This window comes from Pseudomonas delhiensis (genome assembly GCF_900187975.1).
Lineage (GTDB): Bacteria > Pseudomonadota > Gammaproteobacteria > Pseudomonadales > Pseudomonadaceae > Pseudomonas > Pseudomonas delhiensis.
The window spans coordinates 1-15,747 of the sequence record NZ_FZPC01000026.1 but is presented as its reverse complement, the minus strand read 5'-3'; the positions used below and the strand labels follow the sequence as shown (position 1 = coordinate 15,747).

Genomic DNA, 15,747 nt, shown 5'->3' with positions numbered 1-15,747 from the left:
GCACAAGGCGCCGGGCCTCAGGCGTGGCTCAGGCGGATCACCAGGCGGGCGATGGAGACGCCGCTGAACAGCACCACGAACAGCCGCAGGGTCTGCATGGCCAGCACCAGGCCGACGTCGGAGTGGGTGTCCACCGCGATGATCGCCATGGCGTCCAGGCCGCCGGGGCTGGTGGCCAGGTAGAGGGACAGGAAGTCCATGCCGGTGATGGCCGCCAGGGCCCAGGCGAAGAGCGCGCAGCTGAGGATCAGGGCGATGGCGCTGACCAGCATGGCCGGCAGGTGGCGGCCGACGTAGGCCAGGCTGGCGCGGTCGAAGCGCAGGCCGATGTAGCAGCCGATCACCCCGTAGGCCAGCACCAGCAGCCAGTGCGGCAGGGTGATCTGCAGCAGCCCGCCCAGCTGCAGCGCCGCGCCGGCCACCAGCGGCACCAGCAGCGGGCCGGCCGGCAGGCGCGCGCCCAGGCTGGCGCCGACGAAGATCAGCAGCAGGCAGTTGACCAGGCCGGGCAGGTGCCCGGCGTCGTCCAGCGGCGTGCTGTGGGCCGCCGAGGCGCCACCCTCGATGCCCAGCAGGCGGCCGACCAGGGCGCCGGCCATGACCACGCAGACCACCCGCACGTACTGCATGGTGGCCACCACCCGCGGATCGGCGCCGTGGGACTCGGCCATCGCCACCATGGCCGCCGCGCCGCCCGGCGCGGTGCCCCAGGCGGCGGTGCTGCCGGGGATGCCGCCGAAACGCACCATGGCGTAGCTGACCACGGCGCTGAGCAGCAGGGTGAGCAGGGTGGCGCAGAGCATCAGCGGCCAGGACGCGGCCATGGCCTGCAGCACCGACCAGTTGATGGCGTGGGCCACCAGCAGGCCGATGCAGCCCTGGCTGAGGCGGAAGGCCTGGCGCGGCAGGCGGATGCCGGCGCCGCCGACGCCGAAGGCGATGGCCACCAGCATGGGGCCGAGGAAGAGCGCGGCGGGGATGCCCAGCCAGGCGAGCAGTTGCCCGGCGCCGCCGGCCGCCAGGATCAGGGCCGGCCATTGCAGGCTGGCGGGGATGCGGCTGGGGCGCTGGGCTGGACGGCTGGACACGCGAGGACTCCGGACTGCGGACAACGCGGAAAATTATCGATAGCGCGATCCATCAAGTCCATTTTCTAATAGTCATGAATTCATTCCTGAAGTTTATCGGATGGCCGCCATGGACCTGCGCGATCTCGCCTACTTCGAAACCATCGCCGAGCTCGGCCACCTGGGCCGCGCGGCGGAGCGCCTGGGGCGCAGCCAGCCGGCGCTGACCAAGAGCATCCAGCGCCTGGAGCAGTCCCTGGGCACCAGCCTGTTCCAGCGCGAGGGCCGGCGTATCCGCCTGACCCCCGCCGGCGAGCTGATGCTGCGGCGCGCCCGCCAGCTGCGCCAGGACATCGAGGAGACCCGCCGCGAGGTGCGCGACTTCGCCAGCGGCCTGGTGGGCAACATCCGCCTGGGCTGTGCCGCGACCATGGCCGAGTACCTGCTGCCGCCGCTGGTGGAAGAACTGCTGCAGCGCGCCCCGGAGGTGACCATCAGCCTGTCCCTGGGCCAGGATGACGTGCTGCGCGAGGCCTTGCGCGGTGGGCGCCTGGACATGGCGATCTGCTCGCGCATCCTCGACGACCCGCACCTGGCCAGCGAGCCGCTGCTGCAGGACCAGGTGGTGGTGGTGGCCAGCCGCGAGCACCCGCTGTTCGACGGCCCGGTGGCCATCGCCGACCTGTGCCGCTACCGCTGGGTGCTGCCGGCGCCCGGGGTGTCGTCGCGGCGCTGGATGGACGCCACCTTCCAGGCCCACGGCCTGCCGCCGCCGCAGGTGCAGATCGAGACCAACGCCATCCCCATGCTGCCCAACCTGATCGCCCGCACCCGGCTGCTCAGCTTCGTCGCCCGCGAAACGCTGGACGGCGGGCTGCATGGGATGGGCCAGTTGCGCGAGGTGAGGCTGGCGGAAACCACCCTGACGCGCACCATGGGCCTGGCGGTGCGCCAGGGCGCCTACCTGTCGCCGGCGGCGCAGTTGTTGCGGGGGATGCTGCGGGAGCATGCGGGGCGGTTCGGCGGGTAGGGGGCAGGGGGTTTCGTAGGAGCGAGGGGACTCGCGAACGAGCTCCCCAGGGACTCCGCTGCCGGGCCCACCGCTGCTCCCTCTCCCTGAAGGGAGAGGGGACCGTTCGGTGTGTGCTGATACTTCGATGTTAGCCGGCTTGCATCGAGTCTCCGGCTGAAACCAGAACCCTTTTCGGCACGGACAAGCCCCCTCTCCCTTCAGGGAGAGGGCTGGGGAGAGGGGCGGAGTCAATCTGACGCACCAATGCCACCGGCAAACTCAGTTCGCGAGCAAGCTCGCTCCTACGAAGAGCAGCAAAGCAGCCATCTCTTACCGGCTAGGCACCTCACCCACCACCGTGGTGCGGTACATCTCACGCCGCATCCCATGGTAGTCCGACACCGGGTAGTGCCAGGTGCTGCGGTTGTCCCAGATCGCCAGGGTGCCCTGGCTCCAGCGCATGCGGCAGGTGAAGGCCGGCTGGGTGGCTATACCGTAGAGGTAGTCCAGCAGCGGCTGCGCCTCGGCCGGGCGCATGCCCTTGATGCCGCTGGTGTAGGCCGGGTTGATGAAGAGTATCTTCTTGCCGGTCTCCGGGTGGCGCGTCACCAGCGGGTGCGAGCGGGTCTCGCCGTCGGCGTTGCCGTAGCGCACCGCCATGTTCTCCATCAGGTCGTTGTGCTTGGCCTCGGCGCCATAGGCGCGTTCCGGGCTGTGGATGGCGTCCAGGCTCTCCAGTTGCGCGCGCAGCTTGGGCGACAGCCATTCGTAGGCCAGCGCCATGTTGGCGTACAGGGTGTCGCCGCCGAACGGCGGGATGTCGTGGCCGTAGAGCAGGGTGAAGGCCGGCGGGCGCTCCTGGAACGACCAGTCGCTGTGCCAGGCGCCGCCGAATACCACCGGGGTCTTCTCGTCGGCCTCCTTGACCACCCGCACCACGTGGGGGTGGTCGGGCAGGCCCTGGACGTAGGGCTCGCGGCCGAACTCGCCGAAGCGCAGGGTGACCGCCTCCAGGTCCTCGATGGCCAGCGACTGCCCGCGGATGAACAGCACCTTGTGCGCCAGCAGGGCCTGGCGCAGTTCGGCGAAGCTTTCCTCGCCCAGGCTGCGCAGGTCGACGCCGCTGACGTCCGCGCCTATGGCGCCGGTGGCGGGGACGATCTGGAAGTGGCGGTAGCTGGCGGCGCGGTTCTGGCTCGGCAAGGCATAGAAGAACTCGAACATGGGGTGCCCTCTTGTTGGTGTTGTCGGCCTGTTGAGGATGGTCGCCGCGGCGCGCTTGCGCCATGATGATCGGCGCCAGAAATTGATGATTCCCGCCACCTGCAGGAGCCCCCCATGGACTGGCGACAGACCCGCGACATCACCGGCGTGCGCCACCTGCTGGACTGCGCCCGCAGCGAGGGCCTGGCCGCGGAGGCCTGCCTGGTGGGCAGCGCCATCGAGCCGCGCGAACTGGCCGGGCGCCATGCGCAGATCCAGGCCTGGCAGGAACTGGCGGTGATCCGCAACCTGCTGCAGCAGGGCGCCCGCCCCGGCCTGGGCTTCGCCGCCGGGCGCCGCTACCACCTCACCTCGCTGGGGCTGCTGGGCTTCACCATGCTCGCCTGCCGCAGCCTGCGGGAGGCCTTCGAGACCTTCGGCCGCTACCAGGGCCTGGCCCTGACGCTCTGCCCGGTGAGCAGCGAGGCCGAGCCGCGCGGGCACTGGATGATCTTCGACGATCAGGTGCTGCCGCCGGACGCCCGCGCCTTCGTGGTCGAGCGCGGCATCGCCGGCTGCCTGCAACTGGCGGGCGAGTTGCTGCAGCGCCCGGTGCAGCCGCTGGCCCTGGAACTGCGCGCCGAGGCGCCGGGCGACCTCGACGCCTATGCCCGCGCCTGGCCCTACCCGGTGCGCTTCGGCGCCACCCGCAACGCCCTGCTGTTCGCCCGCGCCGACCTGGAGGCCAGCCTGCCGCAGGCCAACCCGGACAGCCGCAGCAGCGGCGAGCAGTTGTGCGAGAAGCTCTGCGAGGAACTGGCGCTGCCCCTGGCCGCCACGCCCACCGCGCGGGCGGTGCAGCGCCTGCTGGTGCGCGACGCCGCGAGCCTGCCCGGCTGCCGCGAGGTGGCGCAGCGCCTGGGGCTTTCCGAACGCACCCTGCAGCGCCGCCTGGCCGCCGAAGGCCAGCGCTTCCAGCCGCTGAGCGACGCCATCCGCCTGCGCCTGGCCGAGCGCCTGCTGCTGGAGTCGCGCATGGACCTGAACGGCGTCGCCCAGTGCCTGGGCTACGCCGAGGCGGCCAGCTTCTGCCGGGCCTTCCAGCGCTGGACCGGGACCACCCCGGGGCGCTGGAAGCGCCAGGCCGGGCCGTTGCCGGCAGGCTGAGCGCGGGCAAAAAAAGACCGGCCAGCGGCCGGTCGAGCGAGGGTGGAAAAAACTTTCAGGCGCAGACCGCGGCGATGGCCCGGGCCAGGTCGTCCAGGCGGTTGGCGTCCAGCCCGGCGACGTTGGCGCGGCCGCTGCCGACCAGGTACACGCTGTGTTCCTCGCGCAGGCGGCGCACCTGCTCCGGGCTCAGCCCGGTGTAGGAGAACATGCCGCGCTGGATGGCAATGTGCGCGAAGCGCTCGGCCAGGCCATGGGGCTGCAGGGCTTCGACCAGGCCCAGGCGCAGCGCCGCGATGCGGGTGCGCATGGCGGTCACTTCCTCCAGCCAGGCCTGCTTCAGCTCGGGATCGCCGAGGATGGTCGCCACCACCTCGGCGCCGTGGGCCGGCGGCGTGGACCAGAGGTTGCGTGCCAGGCTGGCCAGCTGGCTGCGCACGTTGCCCAGCTGTTCGGCGTTGGCGGCGCAGACGAGCAGGGCGCCGACGCGGTCGCGGTAGAGGCCGAAGTTCTTCGAGCAGGAGCTGGTCACCAGCAGCTCCGGCAGGCTCTCGGCGAACAGCCGCACGGCGCGGGCGTCCTCCTCCAGGCCGTCGCCGAAGCCCTGGTAGGCGAAGTCGATCAGCGGCAGCAGCTCGCGGCGGCGCACCACTTCCAGCACCTTCTGCCAGTCGTTGTAGGCCAGGTCGAAGCCGCTGGGGTTGTGGCAGCAGGCGTGCAGCAGCACCACGTCGCCGTGGGGCACCTTTTCCAGGGTGGCGAGCATGCCCTCCACGTCCAGGTGGTTGTCGGCGCCGACGTAGGGGTAGTGGTGCACCTTCAGGCCGGCGGCGGCGAACAGCGTCTCGTGGATCGGCCAGGTCGGGTCGCTGACCCAGATGCCGCGGCCGGGCAGGCAACGGGCGATGAAGTCCGCGGCCAGGCGCAGGGCGCCGGTGCCGCCGGGCGTCTGGCTGGCGTCGGCGCGCTGGCTGGCCAGTAGGCGCGAATCGGCGCCCAGCACCAGCTCGCACAGGCGCGCGGCGAACAGCGCGTCGCCGTGGCCGCCGACGTAGCTCTTGGTGGTCTCGCGCTCCACCAGCCGCTGTTCGGCGAGCTTCACCGCGCGGGGGATCGGCGTCAGGCCCTGGGCGTCCTTGTAGACGCCCACGCCCAGGTCCAGCTTGGCCGGGTTGGGGTCGGCGCGGTAGGCATCGAGCAGGCCGAGGATGGGGTCCCCGGGCACCCGGGGCACCTGGGCGAAATGGCTCATTTGCGGCCCTCGGCGACCTTGGCCAGCGCGTCGGTGCGCGCGGCCATGATGAAGTCGTTGCGGTGCAGGCCCTTGAGCTCGTGGCTCCACCAGGTGACGGTGACCTTGCCCCACTGGGTCAGCAGGTCCGGGTGGTGGCCTTCCTCCTCGGCGATGGCGCCGACGGCATTGGTGAAGGCCAGGGCGTGGCGGAAGTTCTTGAACAGGTACACGCGCTCCAGCTCCATGTGGCCGTCGCGCACCTCGATGTTCCAGTCCGGGATCTGCTTGATCAGTTCCGCCAGTTCCTCGTCGGAAACATGGGGGGCGTCGGCGCGGCAGGCTTCGCAATGGGCTTGGTTGAGGGCGGTCATGGGGTTCTCCTTGTAGTTCGCGGGCAAGGCATTGAGCTTAGGATTGTAGGAGCGAGCTTGCTCGCGAACGGGTATGCATCGACGGTTCGCGAGCAAGCTCGCTCCTACGAAAAGATGTCGGGCAGGCCTCGGGGGTTCAGGCCGCCTGCTTCGGCGGGAACTTCGGTGCGTGCAGGCCCAGCTGCATGGCCTGGCGGACCAGCGCCATGATGTCCTGGTGGGCCAGCTCGAACAGGCGCTTGAGCTCCGGCAGCACGAAATACAGCGGCTGCAGGATGTCGATGCGGTAGGGCGTGCGCATGGCTTCCACGGGGTCGAAGGCCTGGTGCTCGGGCTCGCCGGAGAGGCTGTAGACCGTCTCCTTCGGCGAGGAGAGGATGCCGCCGCCGTAGATGCGCCGGCCCTGCGGGGTGTCGAGCAGGCCGAACTCGATGGTCATCCAGTACAGCCGCGCCAGGTACACGCGTTCTTCCTTGCTGGCGGCCAGGCCGAGCTTGCCGTAGGTGTGGGTGAACTCGGCGAACCAGGGGTTGGTCAGCAGCGGGCAGTGGCCGAAGATCTCGTGGAAGATGTCCGGCTCCTGCAGGTAGTCCAGTTCCTCCGGGGTGCGGATGAAGGTGGCCACCGGGAACTGCTGGCTGGCCAGCAGCTCGAAGAAGGTCTGGAAGGGGATCAGCGCCGGGACGCGGGCCACGCGCCAGCCGGTGGCGCCTTGCAGTACGCGGTTGATCTCGCCCAGCTGCGGGATGCGCTCGTGGGGCAGGGCGAGTTGCTCGATGCCGTCCAGGTATTCCTGGCAGGCGCGGCCTTCGATCACCTTCAACTGGCGGGTGATCAGGGTGTTCCACACCTGGTGCTCGGCTTCGGGGTAGTGGATGAAACCGTCTTCGTCAGGTTGGCGGGCCACGTACTGCGTTGTCTTCATGGGTCCTCCGGCTTCGAGGCCTTTGTTGTTTTGATGCCTCAATCAATAGCCGCGTCGGCGTGCCCATGCAGCCCCTGCCTGCCGTGGGCGAGGGCTGCAAATCCCCTTCGCCTGTAAAGAAAAGGTTACGAATCGCGGCGAATCGCCAGGCATCGACTTGCTGATGACGCCGGCTGTCACATATTCTTGACGGAAATTTCCGCCCTGTCGGCGAAATCCGGCCGGGCGCCGCCCCGCACAACGACAATCACCGGGCTCGCCATGCGTATCAAAGTCCACTGCCAGAACCGCGTCGGCATCCTGCGCGACATCCTCAACCTGCTGGTCGACTACGGCATCAACGTCAACCGCGGCGAGGTCGGCGGCGAGCAGGGCAACGCCATCTACCTGCTCTGCCCGAACCTGATCAACCTGCAGTTCCAGTCGCTCAAGCCCAAGCTGGAGGTCATCCCCGGGGTGTTCGGCGTCAAGCGCGTCGGCCTGATGCCCAGCGAGCGCCGCCACCTGGAGCTGAACGCACTGCTGGCGGCGCTGGACTTCCCGGTGCTGTCCATCGACATGGCCGGGCAGATAGTCGCCGGCAACCGCGCCGCCGCGCAGCTGCTCGGGGTGCGCGTCGACGAGGTGCCGGGCATCCCCCTGGCGCGCTACGCCGAGGACCTCGACCTGCCGGAGCTGGTGCGCGCCAACAAGGCGCGGATCAACGGCCTGCGGGTGAAGATCAAGGGCGACGTGTTCCTCGCCGACATCGCCCCGCTGCAGGCCGAGCACGACGAAAGCGAGGCCCTGGCCGGCGCCGTGCTCACCCTGCACCGCGCCGACCGCGTCGGCGAGCGCATCTACAACGTGCGCAAGCACGAGCTGCGCGGCTTCGACAGCATCTTCCAGAGCTCGCGGGTGATGGCCGCGGTGGTGCGCGAGGCGCGGCGCATGGCGCCGCTGGACGCGCCGCTGCTGATCGAGGGCGAGACCGGCACCGGCAAGGAGCTGCTGGCCCGCGCCTGCCACCTGGCCAGCCCGCGCGGCCAGGCGCCGTTCATGGCGCTGAACTGCGCCGGGCTGCCCGAATCCATGGCCGAGACCGAGCTGTTCGGCTACGGCCCCGGCGCCTTCGAGGGCGCGCGCCCGGAAGGCAAGCTCGGCCTGCTCGAACTCACCGCCGGCGGCACCCTGTTCCTCGACGGCGTCGGCGAGATGAGCCCGCGCCTGCAGGCCAAGCTGCTGCGCTTCCTGCAGGACGGCTGCTTCCGCCGGGTGGGCAGCGACGAGGAGGTGTACCTGGACGTGCGGGTGATCTGCGCCACCCAGGTCGACCTGTCCGAGCTGTGCGCCAAGGGCGAGTTCCGCCAGGACCTCTACCACCGCCTCAACGTGCTCTCGCTGCACATCCCGCCGCTGCGCGAATGCCTCGATGGCCTGGCGCCGCTGGTGGAGCACTTCCTCGACCAGGCCAGCCGGCAGATCGGCTGCCCGCTGCCGCAGCTGGCGGCCCAGGCCATGGACCGCCTGGGCCGCTACCACTGGCCGGGCAACGTGCGCCAGCTGGAGAACGTGCTGTTCCAGGCCGTCTCGCTGTGCGAGGGCGGCACCATCAAGGCCGAGCACATCCGCCTGCCGGACTACGGCGCGCCGCACCCCTTGGGCGACTTCTCCCTGGAAGGCGGCCTGGACGCCATCGTCGGCCGCTTCGAGCGCGCGGTGCTGGAGCGCCTGTACCGCGAGCACCCCAGCAGCCGCCTGCTGGGCAAGCGCCTGGGCGTCTCGCACACCACCATCGCCAACAAGCTGCGCCAGCACGGCCTGGGGCAGGGTGGGGAGTCGTAGGGGGCCGCCCTACGCCAGGCTCGACCGTGACGTAGGGCGTATAACCGTTCGCGGTTATACGCCGCCACACCAGGCGGCAACTGTGCTTCGGATTGACTCCGCCCCCTCTCCCCAGCCCTCTCCCGCAAGCGGGAGAGGGAGCCGTCCGGCAGGGGCGGGAGGTTCGGCGTCAACCTGTAGGAGCGTTGTTCGCCCCACGCCAGGCTTGACCGTGACGTAGGGCGTATAACCGTTCGCGGTTATACGCCGCCACAACCAGGCGGCAATCCGCGCCAGGGTTGAACCTGGCCACCGCCTAGCCCCTAGCCGCGATCGGCGGCCCTTGAGGGCTTCGCGCGCTGCCACCATATTGGTGCCCATGAACCGACTCGCCAGCAGCGCGCCCCCCAGCGACGTCCTCCAGGGTTTCCACCCCGCCGTCGCCGCCTGGTTCGCCCGCCATTTCGCCGCGCCCACCCCGGCCCAGGCGCAGGCCTGGCCGTCGATCCGCGCCGGGCGCTCGACCCTGGTCGCCGCGCCCACCGGTTCGGGCAAGACCCTCACCGCCTTCCTCTCGGCCATCGACCAGTTGGTGCACGAGGGCCTGGCCAATGGCGGCGAGCTGCCGGACCGCACCTGCGTGGTCTACGTCTCGCCGCTCAAGGCGCTGTCCAACGACATCCGCATCAACCTCGAGGAGCCCCTGGCCGGCATCCGCGCCGAGCTGGAGCGCCTGGGCCTGCCGGCCGTGGACATCCGCAGCGCGGTACGCACCGGCGACACCAGCCAGGGCGAGCGCGAGGCCATGCGCCGGCGGCCGCCGCACATCCTGGTGACCACCCCCGAATCCCTCTACGTGCTGCTCGGCTCCGACTCCGGGCGGCAGATGCTGGCCGGCGCGCGCAGCGTCATCGTCGACGAGATCCACGCCCTGGCCGGCAGCAAGCGCGGCAGCCACCTGGCGCTGTCCCTGGAACGCCTGCAGGCGCTGTGCGCCGAACCGCTGGTGCGCATCGGCCTGTCGGCCACGCAGAAGCCTATCGAGGCGGTGGCGGAGTTCCTCTGCGGCCACGCGGACTGCCGCATCGTCGACATCGGCTACAGCCGCGCCCGCGACCTGGGCATCGAGGTGCCGCCGGCGCCGCTGGAGGCGGTGATGTCCCACGAGGTCTGGGACAGCGTCTACGACCGCCTCGCCGCGCTGGCCGAGGAACACCGCACCACCCTGGTCTTCGTGAATACCCGGCGCCTGGCCGAGCGCATCACCCGCCACCTGGGCGAGCGCCTGGGCATCGACAAGGTCGCCGCGCACCACGGCAGCCTGTCCAAGGAACAGCGCCTGGGCGCCGAACAGCGGCTCAAGGCCGGGCGCCTGAAGGTGCTGGTGGCCACCGCCTCGCTGGAACTGGGCATCGACATCGGCGACGTCGAACTGGTCTGCCAGGTCGCCTCGCCGCGCTCCATCGCCGCCTTCCTGCAGCGCGTCGGGCGTTCCGGGCACAGCGTCGGCGGCACGCCCAAGGGCCGGCTGTTCCCGACCTCGCGGGACGAACTGATCGAATGCGTGGCGCTGCTCGACAGCGTGCGCCGCGACGAACTGGACGCCCTGGCGATCCCCCGCGCGCCGCTGGACGTGCTGGCCCAGCAGATAGTCGCGGAAGTGGCCTGCCGCGAATGGCGCGAGGACGAACTCTACCAACTGCTGACCCATGCCCAGCCCTACGCCGGCCTGCCGCGCGAGCGCTTCGACGCCGTGCTGCGCATGCTCGCCGAGGGCTACGCCAGCCGCAACGGCCAGCGCGGCGCCTACCTGCACCGCGACGGCGTCCACGGCCTGCTGCGCGGCCGGCGCGGCGCGCGGCTGACCGCGGTGACCTCCGGCGGCACCATCCCCGACGCCGGCGACTACCAGGTGCTGCTGGAGCCCCGGGGCCTGGCCGTGGGCACGGTGAACGAGGACTTCGCCGTGGAGAGCCTGGCCGGCGACGTGTTCCAGCTGGGCAACGTGTCCTACCGCATCCTCCGCGTGGAACCGGGCAAGGTGCGCGTCGAGGACGCCCAGGGCCTGCCGCCGAACATCCCGTTCTGGCTGGGCGAGGCGCCGGGGCGCAGCGACGAGCTGTCGGTCAGCGTGTCGCGCCTGCGCGAGCGCCTGGATGACCTGCTGGCCGAAGGGCAGGGCAGTGCCGAACCCCTGGCCCCGGCGCTGCGCTGGCTGGAGGACGACCTCGGCCTGCAGGAAGCCGCGGCGCGCCAGCTGGTGGAATACCTGGCCCGTGCCCGCGCCGCTCTCGGCGTGCTGCCGAGCCAGTCGGCGCTGGTGCTGGAGCGCTTCTTCGACGAATCCGGCGGCATGCAGCTGGTGCTGCACTCGCCCTACGGCAGCCGCATCAACCGCGCCTGGGGCCTGGCCCTGCGCAAGCGCTTCTGCCGCACCTTCAACTTCGAGCTGCAGGCGGCGGCCACCGAAGACGCCATCATCCTCTCGCTGTCCACCAGCCACAGCTTCCCGCTGGACGAGGTGTGGCGCTACCTGAACGCGAAGAACGCCGAGCACGTCCTCGTCCAGGCCCTGCTCGACGCCCCGCTGTTCGGCGTGCGCTGGCGCTGGAACGCCACCACCTCGCTGGCCCTGCCGCGCTTCCGCGGCGGGCGCAAGGTGGCGCCGCAACTGCAGCGCATGCGCAGCGAGGACCTGCTGGCGGCGGTGTTCCCCGACCAGGTGGCGTGCCTGGAGAACATCGTCGGCGAGCGGCAGATTCCCGACCATCCGCTGGTCGCCCAGACCCTCGACGACTGCCTGCACGAGGCCATGGACTGCGAGGGCTGGCTGGCCCTGCTGCGGCGCATGGAGGCCGGCGAGGTGGCGCTGCATGCCCGCGACCTGCCGGCCCCTTCGCCGCTGGCGGCGGAAGTGCTCAGCGCCAGCCCCTACGCCTACCTCGACGACGCCCCGCTGGAAGAGCGCCGCACCCAGGCCGTGCTGAGCCGGCGCTGGAGCGACCCGGAATCGGCCGACGACCTGGGCGCGCTGGACCCCGAAGCCATCGCCGCGGTGCGCGCCGAAGCCTGGCCGCAGGCCCGCGACCCCGACGAGATGCACGAGGCGCTGACCGGCCTGGGCTGCATCCTCGCCGAGGAAGCCCGCGCCAACCTGGGCTGGGAGCTGCTGCTGGGGCGCCTGGCCAAGGCCGGGCGGGCAACGCGCCTGCGCAGTGGCGAGGCTGACCTCTGGGTGGCTGCCGAACGCCTCAGCCAGTTGCTGGCGGTCTATCCACAGGCGCGCTTGTCGCCGGCGCTGCAACTGCCGGCGGCGCTGCAGGAAGGCTGGTCCGCCGAGGACGCGCGCCTGGAACTGCTGCGCGCGCGCCTGACCGGCTTCGGCCCGCGCACCCAGGCGCAACTGGCCACCGACCTCGACCTGCCGGCCGCCGACGTCGCCTTCGCCCTGGCCGGCCTGGAGCGTGAGGGCTATGTGCTGCGCGGCCGCTTCAGCCCCGACGCCGACGGCGAGCAATGGTGCGAGCGCCACCTGCTGGCGCGCATCCACCGCTACACGGTGCGCCGCCTGCGCCGCGAGATCGAGCCGGTGGAGCGCGCCGACTTCATGCGCTTCCTGTTCGACTGGCAGCGGGTGTCCCGGGCCACGCGGGTGCGCGGCGCCGAGGCCCTGGCCGGCGTGCTGAGCCAGCTGGAAGGCTTCCAGGCCGCCGCCGGGGCCTGGGAAAGCGACCTGCTGCCGGCGCGGGTGGCCGACTACGGCATCAACTGGCTGGACGACCTGTGCCGCGCCGGCCGCCTGGTCTGGGCGCGCCTGCCGAGCCGGAGCACGGCGCGCGGGCGCAGCGGCGCCGGGCCGCTGCGCAGCACCCCCATCGTCCTGCTGCCGCGCCGCCAACTGCCGCTGTGGGGCGCGCTGTGCGCCGACGCGCCGGAGCCCGAGCTGTCCTCCAGGGCGCAGAAGGTGCTGCAGGCCTTGCAGGAGCAGGGCGCGCTCTTCTTCGACGAACTTTCCAGCGAGGCGCACCTGCTGCGCAGCGAACTGGAAATGGCCCTCGGCGAACTGGTGGCGGTGGGCCGGGTGAACGCCGACAGCTTCGCCGGCCTGCGCGCGCTGCTGCTGCCGGCGGCCAAGCGCAGCCGCCAGGAGCGCCGGGCCCGCACGCCGCTGTTCGGCATGGCCGACGCCGGCCGCTGGGCGCTGCTGCGCCGCCCGCGCAACGAACTGCTGGAGGGTCAGCCGCCACGCCTGCAGGCCGAAGTGCTGGAGCACGTCGCCATGACCCTGCTGCGCCGCTATGGCGTGGTCTGCTGGCGCGTGCTGGAACGCGAGGCCGACTGGCTGCCGCCCTGGCGCGACCTGCTGCGCGTCTACCACCGCCTGGAAGCCCGCGGGGAAATCCGCGGCGGGCGCTTCGTCGCCGGCCTCACCGGCGAACAGTTCGCCCTGCCCGAGGCCGTGGGCCTGCTGCGCGAAGTGCGCCGGCGCGAGAAGGACGGCGAATACCTGGTGCTCTCGGCGGTGGACCCGCTCAACCTCGCCGGCACCCTGCTGCCGGGCAGCAAGGTCCCGGCGGTGGCCGGCAACCGCGTGCTCTACCGCGACGGCGTCGCCCTGGGCGCGCTCATCGCCGGCAAGCCGGTGCTCTGGGCGGAGCTGCCGGCGGAGGAAATGGCGAAGGCGCGGGAGTCGCTGATCCGACGCCTTTAGGCGCATTCGTCAGCGAGGGAGTTCTGCCGGTAGGCGGAATCCTCGATTGGCGTGGGATGCTTTGCTGATGCCCGGAGTGGCTAGGCGTTAACGTTTTTCGCCTGCCGCCATCGCTTGACTGGAGCCTCCACTGTTCATGGAGGACCCAGCATGCACCCTCGTCCATTTCTGCATTGCCTGCTCCCAGGAGTGGGAGCCCTGTTGATCAGCCAGGCCTGCCTGGCGGAATACCAGTGGCGCGACGCGACCCGTACCCCCTGGCCCTCGGCCGAAGCCGCCTGCGAGCAGGGCGAAAGCCTTCGCAAGCTGCTCCAGAAGCGCGAGCAGAGCCCCGGCCAGCAGTGGCGCATCAACAACTACTCGCTCACCGACCTCGACGGCACGGAGTCCCTTTGCCGCTTCGTGGTCGAGCGCCGGCTGTTCGGCCTCTGGCTACCCGACACCTACCACCTTTCCTCCGTCTACCGTTCCGGCGAGGCGGACCTTTGCCCCAGCGGCGTGCTGGATGGCAGCGGCCAATGCTGCGCGCAATGCCAGAGCAACGAGTGCAACGACAGCAACCCCATCCTCGGCGCCACCGGGCAGAAGGTGCAGGTCGAGGTCGATCTGAGCGTGCCCGGCTCCAGGCTGGGGTTCAGCCGCAATTACTGGAGCAGCCGTAACCAGGCCGGCGACCTCGGAGTCGGCTGGAGCCATGGCTGGAACCAGCGCATCGCCAAGCTCACGGCCGACACGCTCAAGGCCTATCGCGAAGACGGCCGGGCAGTCGCCTTCACCCGCGTGGCGGGCAAGTGGACAGCCAGTGCCGACGAGCGACTCACGCTGGTCGAACTGCCCGAACAGGGCGGCTGGAGCCTCACCGGCGCCGACGCCAGCGTCGAAACCTACGATGCGCTCGGGCAACTGCGGCGCCTCGACCCGGTGATCGGCAGCAGCCTGCAGTTCACCCGGGATACCGGCGGCCGCCTGGTGCGGATCAGCGATGCCGGCGGCCGCCAGATCAGCCTCGGCTACGACGGCGAACGGCTGGCGAGCCTGCAGTTCGGCGACTGGAGCGTCAGCTACCGCTACGACGACCGCGGCCGCCTCGCCAGCGTCATGCGGGGTGACGAGGAGCAGCGCTACCACTACGAAGTCGCCGAGCGCCCGCACCTGCTCACGGGGATCACCGATGCCCGCGGCCTGCGCTTCGCCACCTGGACCTACGACGCCCAGGGGCGCGCCACCTCCAGCAGCCATGCCGGCGAGGCCGGCAGCGTGCAGTTCGCCTACCTCGATGCCAACCGCGTGCGAATCACCAACCCGCTGGGCAAGTCGACGCTCTACCACTACCAGACCTTCGACCAGCGCCGCCTGGTCACCCGCCGCGACGGCGAAGCCAGCGCCCACTGCCCGGCCGCCAGCCAAGAGGTCACCTACCTGGCCAATGGGCTGCCGGCCAGCCGAACCGACTGGAACGGCAACCTGACCACCTACCAGTACGACGCGCGCGGCCTGGAAACCTCCCGTACCGAAGCTGCCGGCACTGAGCAGGCTCGCACCATCAGCACCACCTGGCATCCCACCCTGGCCCTGCCGCTGAGCATCACCGAGGCGGGGCGGGTCACCCGCTACCAGTACGACGGGCGTGGGCGCGTCATCGCACAAACCACCGAGGCGCTTTGAGCAAGGAGGCAGTCATGAAGACGAAACTATTCGGCGCCCTGTCCCTGGCGGTGCTGCTGGCCCAGCCCGGCCAGGCCGCCGAGCGCAGCTGGTCCTATAGCTACAACGCCCTGGGCCTGGTCGAGAGCGCCGACGGTCCGCGCACCGACGTGCAGGATGTCACCCGCTACAGCTACGACGCCAAGGGTAACCTCACCGCGGTGACCAATGCCCTGGGCCACGTCACCCGCCTGGGCGGGCACGACGAGCGCGGCAACCCCGGTACCCTCACCGACGCCAACGGCGCGGTCAGCACCCTGACCTACAGCGGCATCGACGCGCGCCTGGCCTCCATCAGCCGCGCCGGCAGCACCACCCGCTTCGACTACGACGCAGTTGGGCAGATCACCCGCCTGACCCGCGGCGACGGCAGCTGGCTGGCCTACACCTACGACGATGCGCGGCGCCTGGTGGCCATCGCCAACAACCTCGGCGAACGCCTGGAATACGACGTCGACGCCCAGGGCAACCGCACGGCGCAACGGCTGAAGGACGCCAGCGGCAGCCTGGTGCGCCAGCAGCAGTGGGTGTACGACGAACTCGGCCGGCT

At 70.9% G+C, this 15,747-nt stretch carries 10 protein-coding genes and 1 pseudogene; 6 read left to right on the top strand and 5 right to left on the bottom strand.

The annotated features are described in order from the left end of the window. Positions 1-17: 17 nt before the first annotated feature. Positions 18-1,088, bottom strand: coding sequence for an AbrB family transcriptional regulator (locus CHC02_RS22195; RefSeq protein WP_089393573.1), 1,071 nt, complete (start codon positions 1,086-1,088; stop codon positions 18-20). Positions 1,089-1,197: 109 nt separating this feature from the next. On the opposite strand from CHC02_RS22195, the gene CHC02_RS22190 reads away from it, so the two are divergent. Then, positions 1,198-2,097, top strand: a complete 900-nt coding sequence (locus CHC02_RS22190) for a LysR family transcriptional regulator (RefSeq protein ID WP_089393657.1) — start codon at positions 1,198-1,200, stop codon at positions 2,095-2,097. Between the two features lie 312 nt (positions 2,098-2,409). On the opposite strand, the gene CHC02_RS22185 is transcribed toward CHC02_RS22190, so the two are convergent. Beyond that, a complete protein-coding gene (locus CHC02_RS22185) occupies positions 2,410-3,303 on the bottom strand; it encodes a TauD/TfdA dioxygenase family protein (protein WP_089393572.1) in 894 nt (297 codons plus the stop codon). 114 nt (positions 3,304-3,417) lie between these two features. Between CHC02_RS22185 and CHC02_RS22180 the strand changes: the two genes are divergently transcribed. Beyond that, positions 3,418-4,449, top strand: a complete 1,032-nt coding sequence (locus tag CHC02_RS22180) for an AraC family transcriptional regulator (protein ID WP_089393571.1) — start codon at positions 3,418-3,420, stop codon at positions 4,447-4,449. Positions 4,450-4,504: 55 nt separating this feature from the next. Here the strand turns inward: CHC02_RS22180 and CHC02_RS22175 are convergent, their stop codons facing one another. The 3 genes from CHC02_RS22175 to phhA form a co-directional block, all read right to left on the bottom strand. Continuing rightward, positions 4,505-5,701 carry an amino acid aminotransferase gene (locus CHC02_RS22175; RefSeq protein WP_089393570.1) on the bottom strand — a complete coding sequence of 399 codons (1,197 nt, stop codon included), beginning with the start codon at positions 5,699-5,701 and terminating at the stop codon, positions 4,505-4,507. After that, positions 5,698-6,054, bottom strand: coding sequence for a 4a-hydroxytetrahydrobiopterin dehydratase (locus tag CHC02_RS22170; RefSeq protein ID WP_089393569.1), 357 nt, complete (start codon positions 6,052-6,054; stop codon positions 5,698-5,700). The genes CHC02_RS22175 and CHC02_RS22170 overlap by 4 nt, the downstream gene beginning before the upstream one ends. Positions 6,055-6,190: 136 nt before the next feature. Next, complete coding sequence (phhA, locus tag CHC02_RS22165) at positions 6,191-6,979, bottom strand: phenylalanine 4-monooxygenase (RefSeq protein WP_089393568.1); 789 nt, start codon at positions 6,977-6,979, stop codon at positions 6,191-6,193. 261 nt (positions 6,980-7,240) lie between these two features. Between phhA and CHC02_RS22160 the strand changes: the two genes are divergently transcribed. The 4 genes and pseudogenes from CHC02_RS22160 to CHC02_RS22145 all read left to right on the top strand — a co-directional run. Beyond that, positions 7,241-8,803 (top strand): sigma-54-dependent transcriptional regulator, encoded by a 1,563-nt coding sequence (locus CHC02_RS22160; protein ID WP_089393567.1) that lies wholly within the window; start codon positions 7,241-7,243, stop codon positions 8,801-8,803. Positions 8,804-9,161: 358 nt separating this feature from the next. Next, complete coding sequence (locus tag CHC02_RS22155; RefSeq protein WP_089393566.1) at positions 9,162-13,493, top strand: DEAD/DEAH box helicase; 4,332 nt, start codon at positions 9,162-9,164, stop codon at positions 13,491-13,493. Between the two features lie 201 nt (positions 13,494-13,694). Next, a complete protein-coding gene (locus CHC02_RS22150) occupies positions 13,695-15,158 on the top strand; it encodes a DUF6531 domain-containing protein (protein WP_167364818.1) in 1,464 nt (487 codons plus the stop codon). A gap of 14 nt (positions 15,159-15,172) precedes the next feature. Next, a pseudogene (locus tag CHC02_RS22145) lies at positions 15,173-15,747 on the top strand (RHS repeat protein); the annotation flags it as partial.

Coding starts and splice junctions, on each gene's coding strand:
- CHC02_RS22190 (WP_089393657.1), top strand. CDS start 1,198: ATGGACCTGCGCGATCTCGCCTACTTCGAAACCATCGCCGAGCTCGGC.
- CHC02_RS22185 (WP_089393572.1), bottom strand. CDS start 3,303: ATGTTCGAGTTCTTCTATGCCTTGCCGAGCCAGAACCGCGCCGCCAGC.
- CHC02_RS22180 (WP_089393571.1), top strand. CDS start 3,418: ATGGACTGGCGACAGACCCGCGACATCACCGGCGTGCGCCACCTGCTG.
- CHC02_RS22175 (WP_089393570.1), bottom strand. CDS start 5,701: ATGAGCCATTTCGCCCAGGTGCCCCGGGTGCCCGGGGACCCCATCCTC.
- CHC02_RS22170 (WP_089393569.1), bottom strand. CDS start 6,054: ATGACCGCCCTCAACCAAGCCCATTGCGAAGCCTGCCGCGCCGACGCC.
- phhA (WP_089393568.1), bottom strand. CDS start 6,979: ATGAAGACAACGCAGTACGTGGCCCGCCAACCTGACGAAGACGGTTTC.
- CHC02_RS22160 (WP_089393567.1), top strand. CDS start 7,241: ATGCGTATCAAAGTCCACTGCCAGAACCGCGTCGGCATCCTGCGCGAC.
- CHC02_RS22155 (WP_089393566.1), top strand. CDS start 9,162: ATGAACCGACTCGCCAGCAGCGCGCCCCCCAGCGACGTCCTCCAGGGT.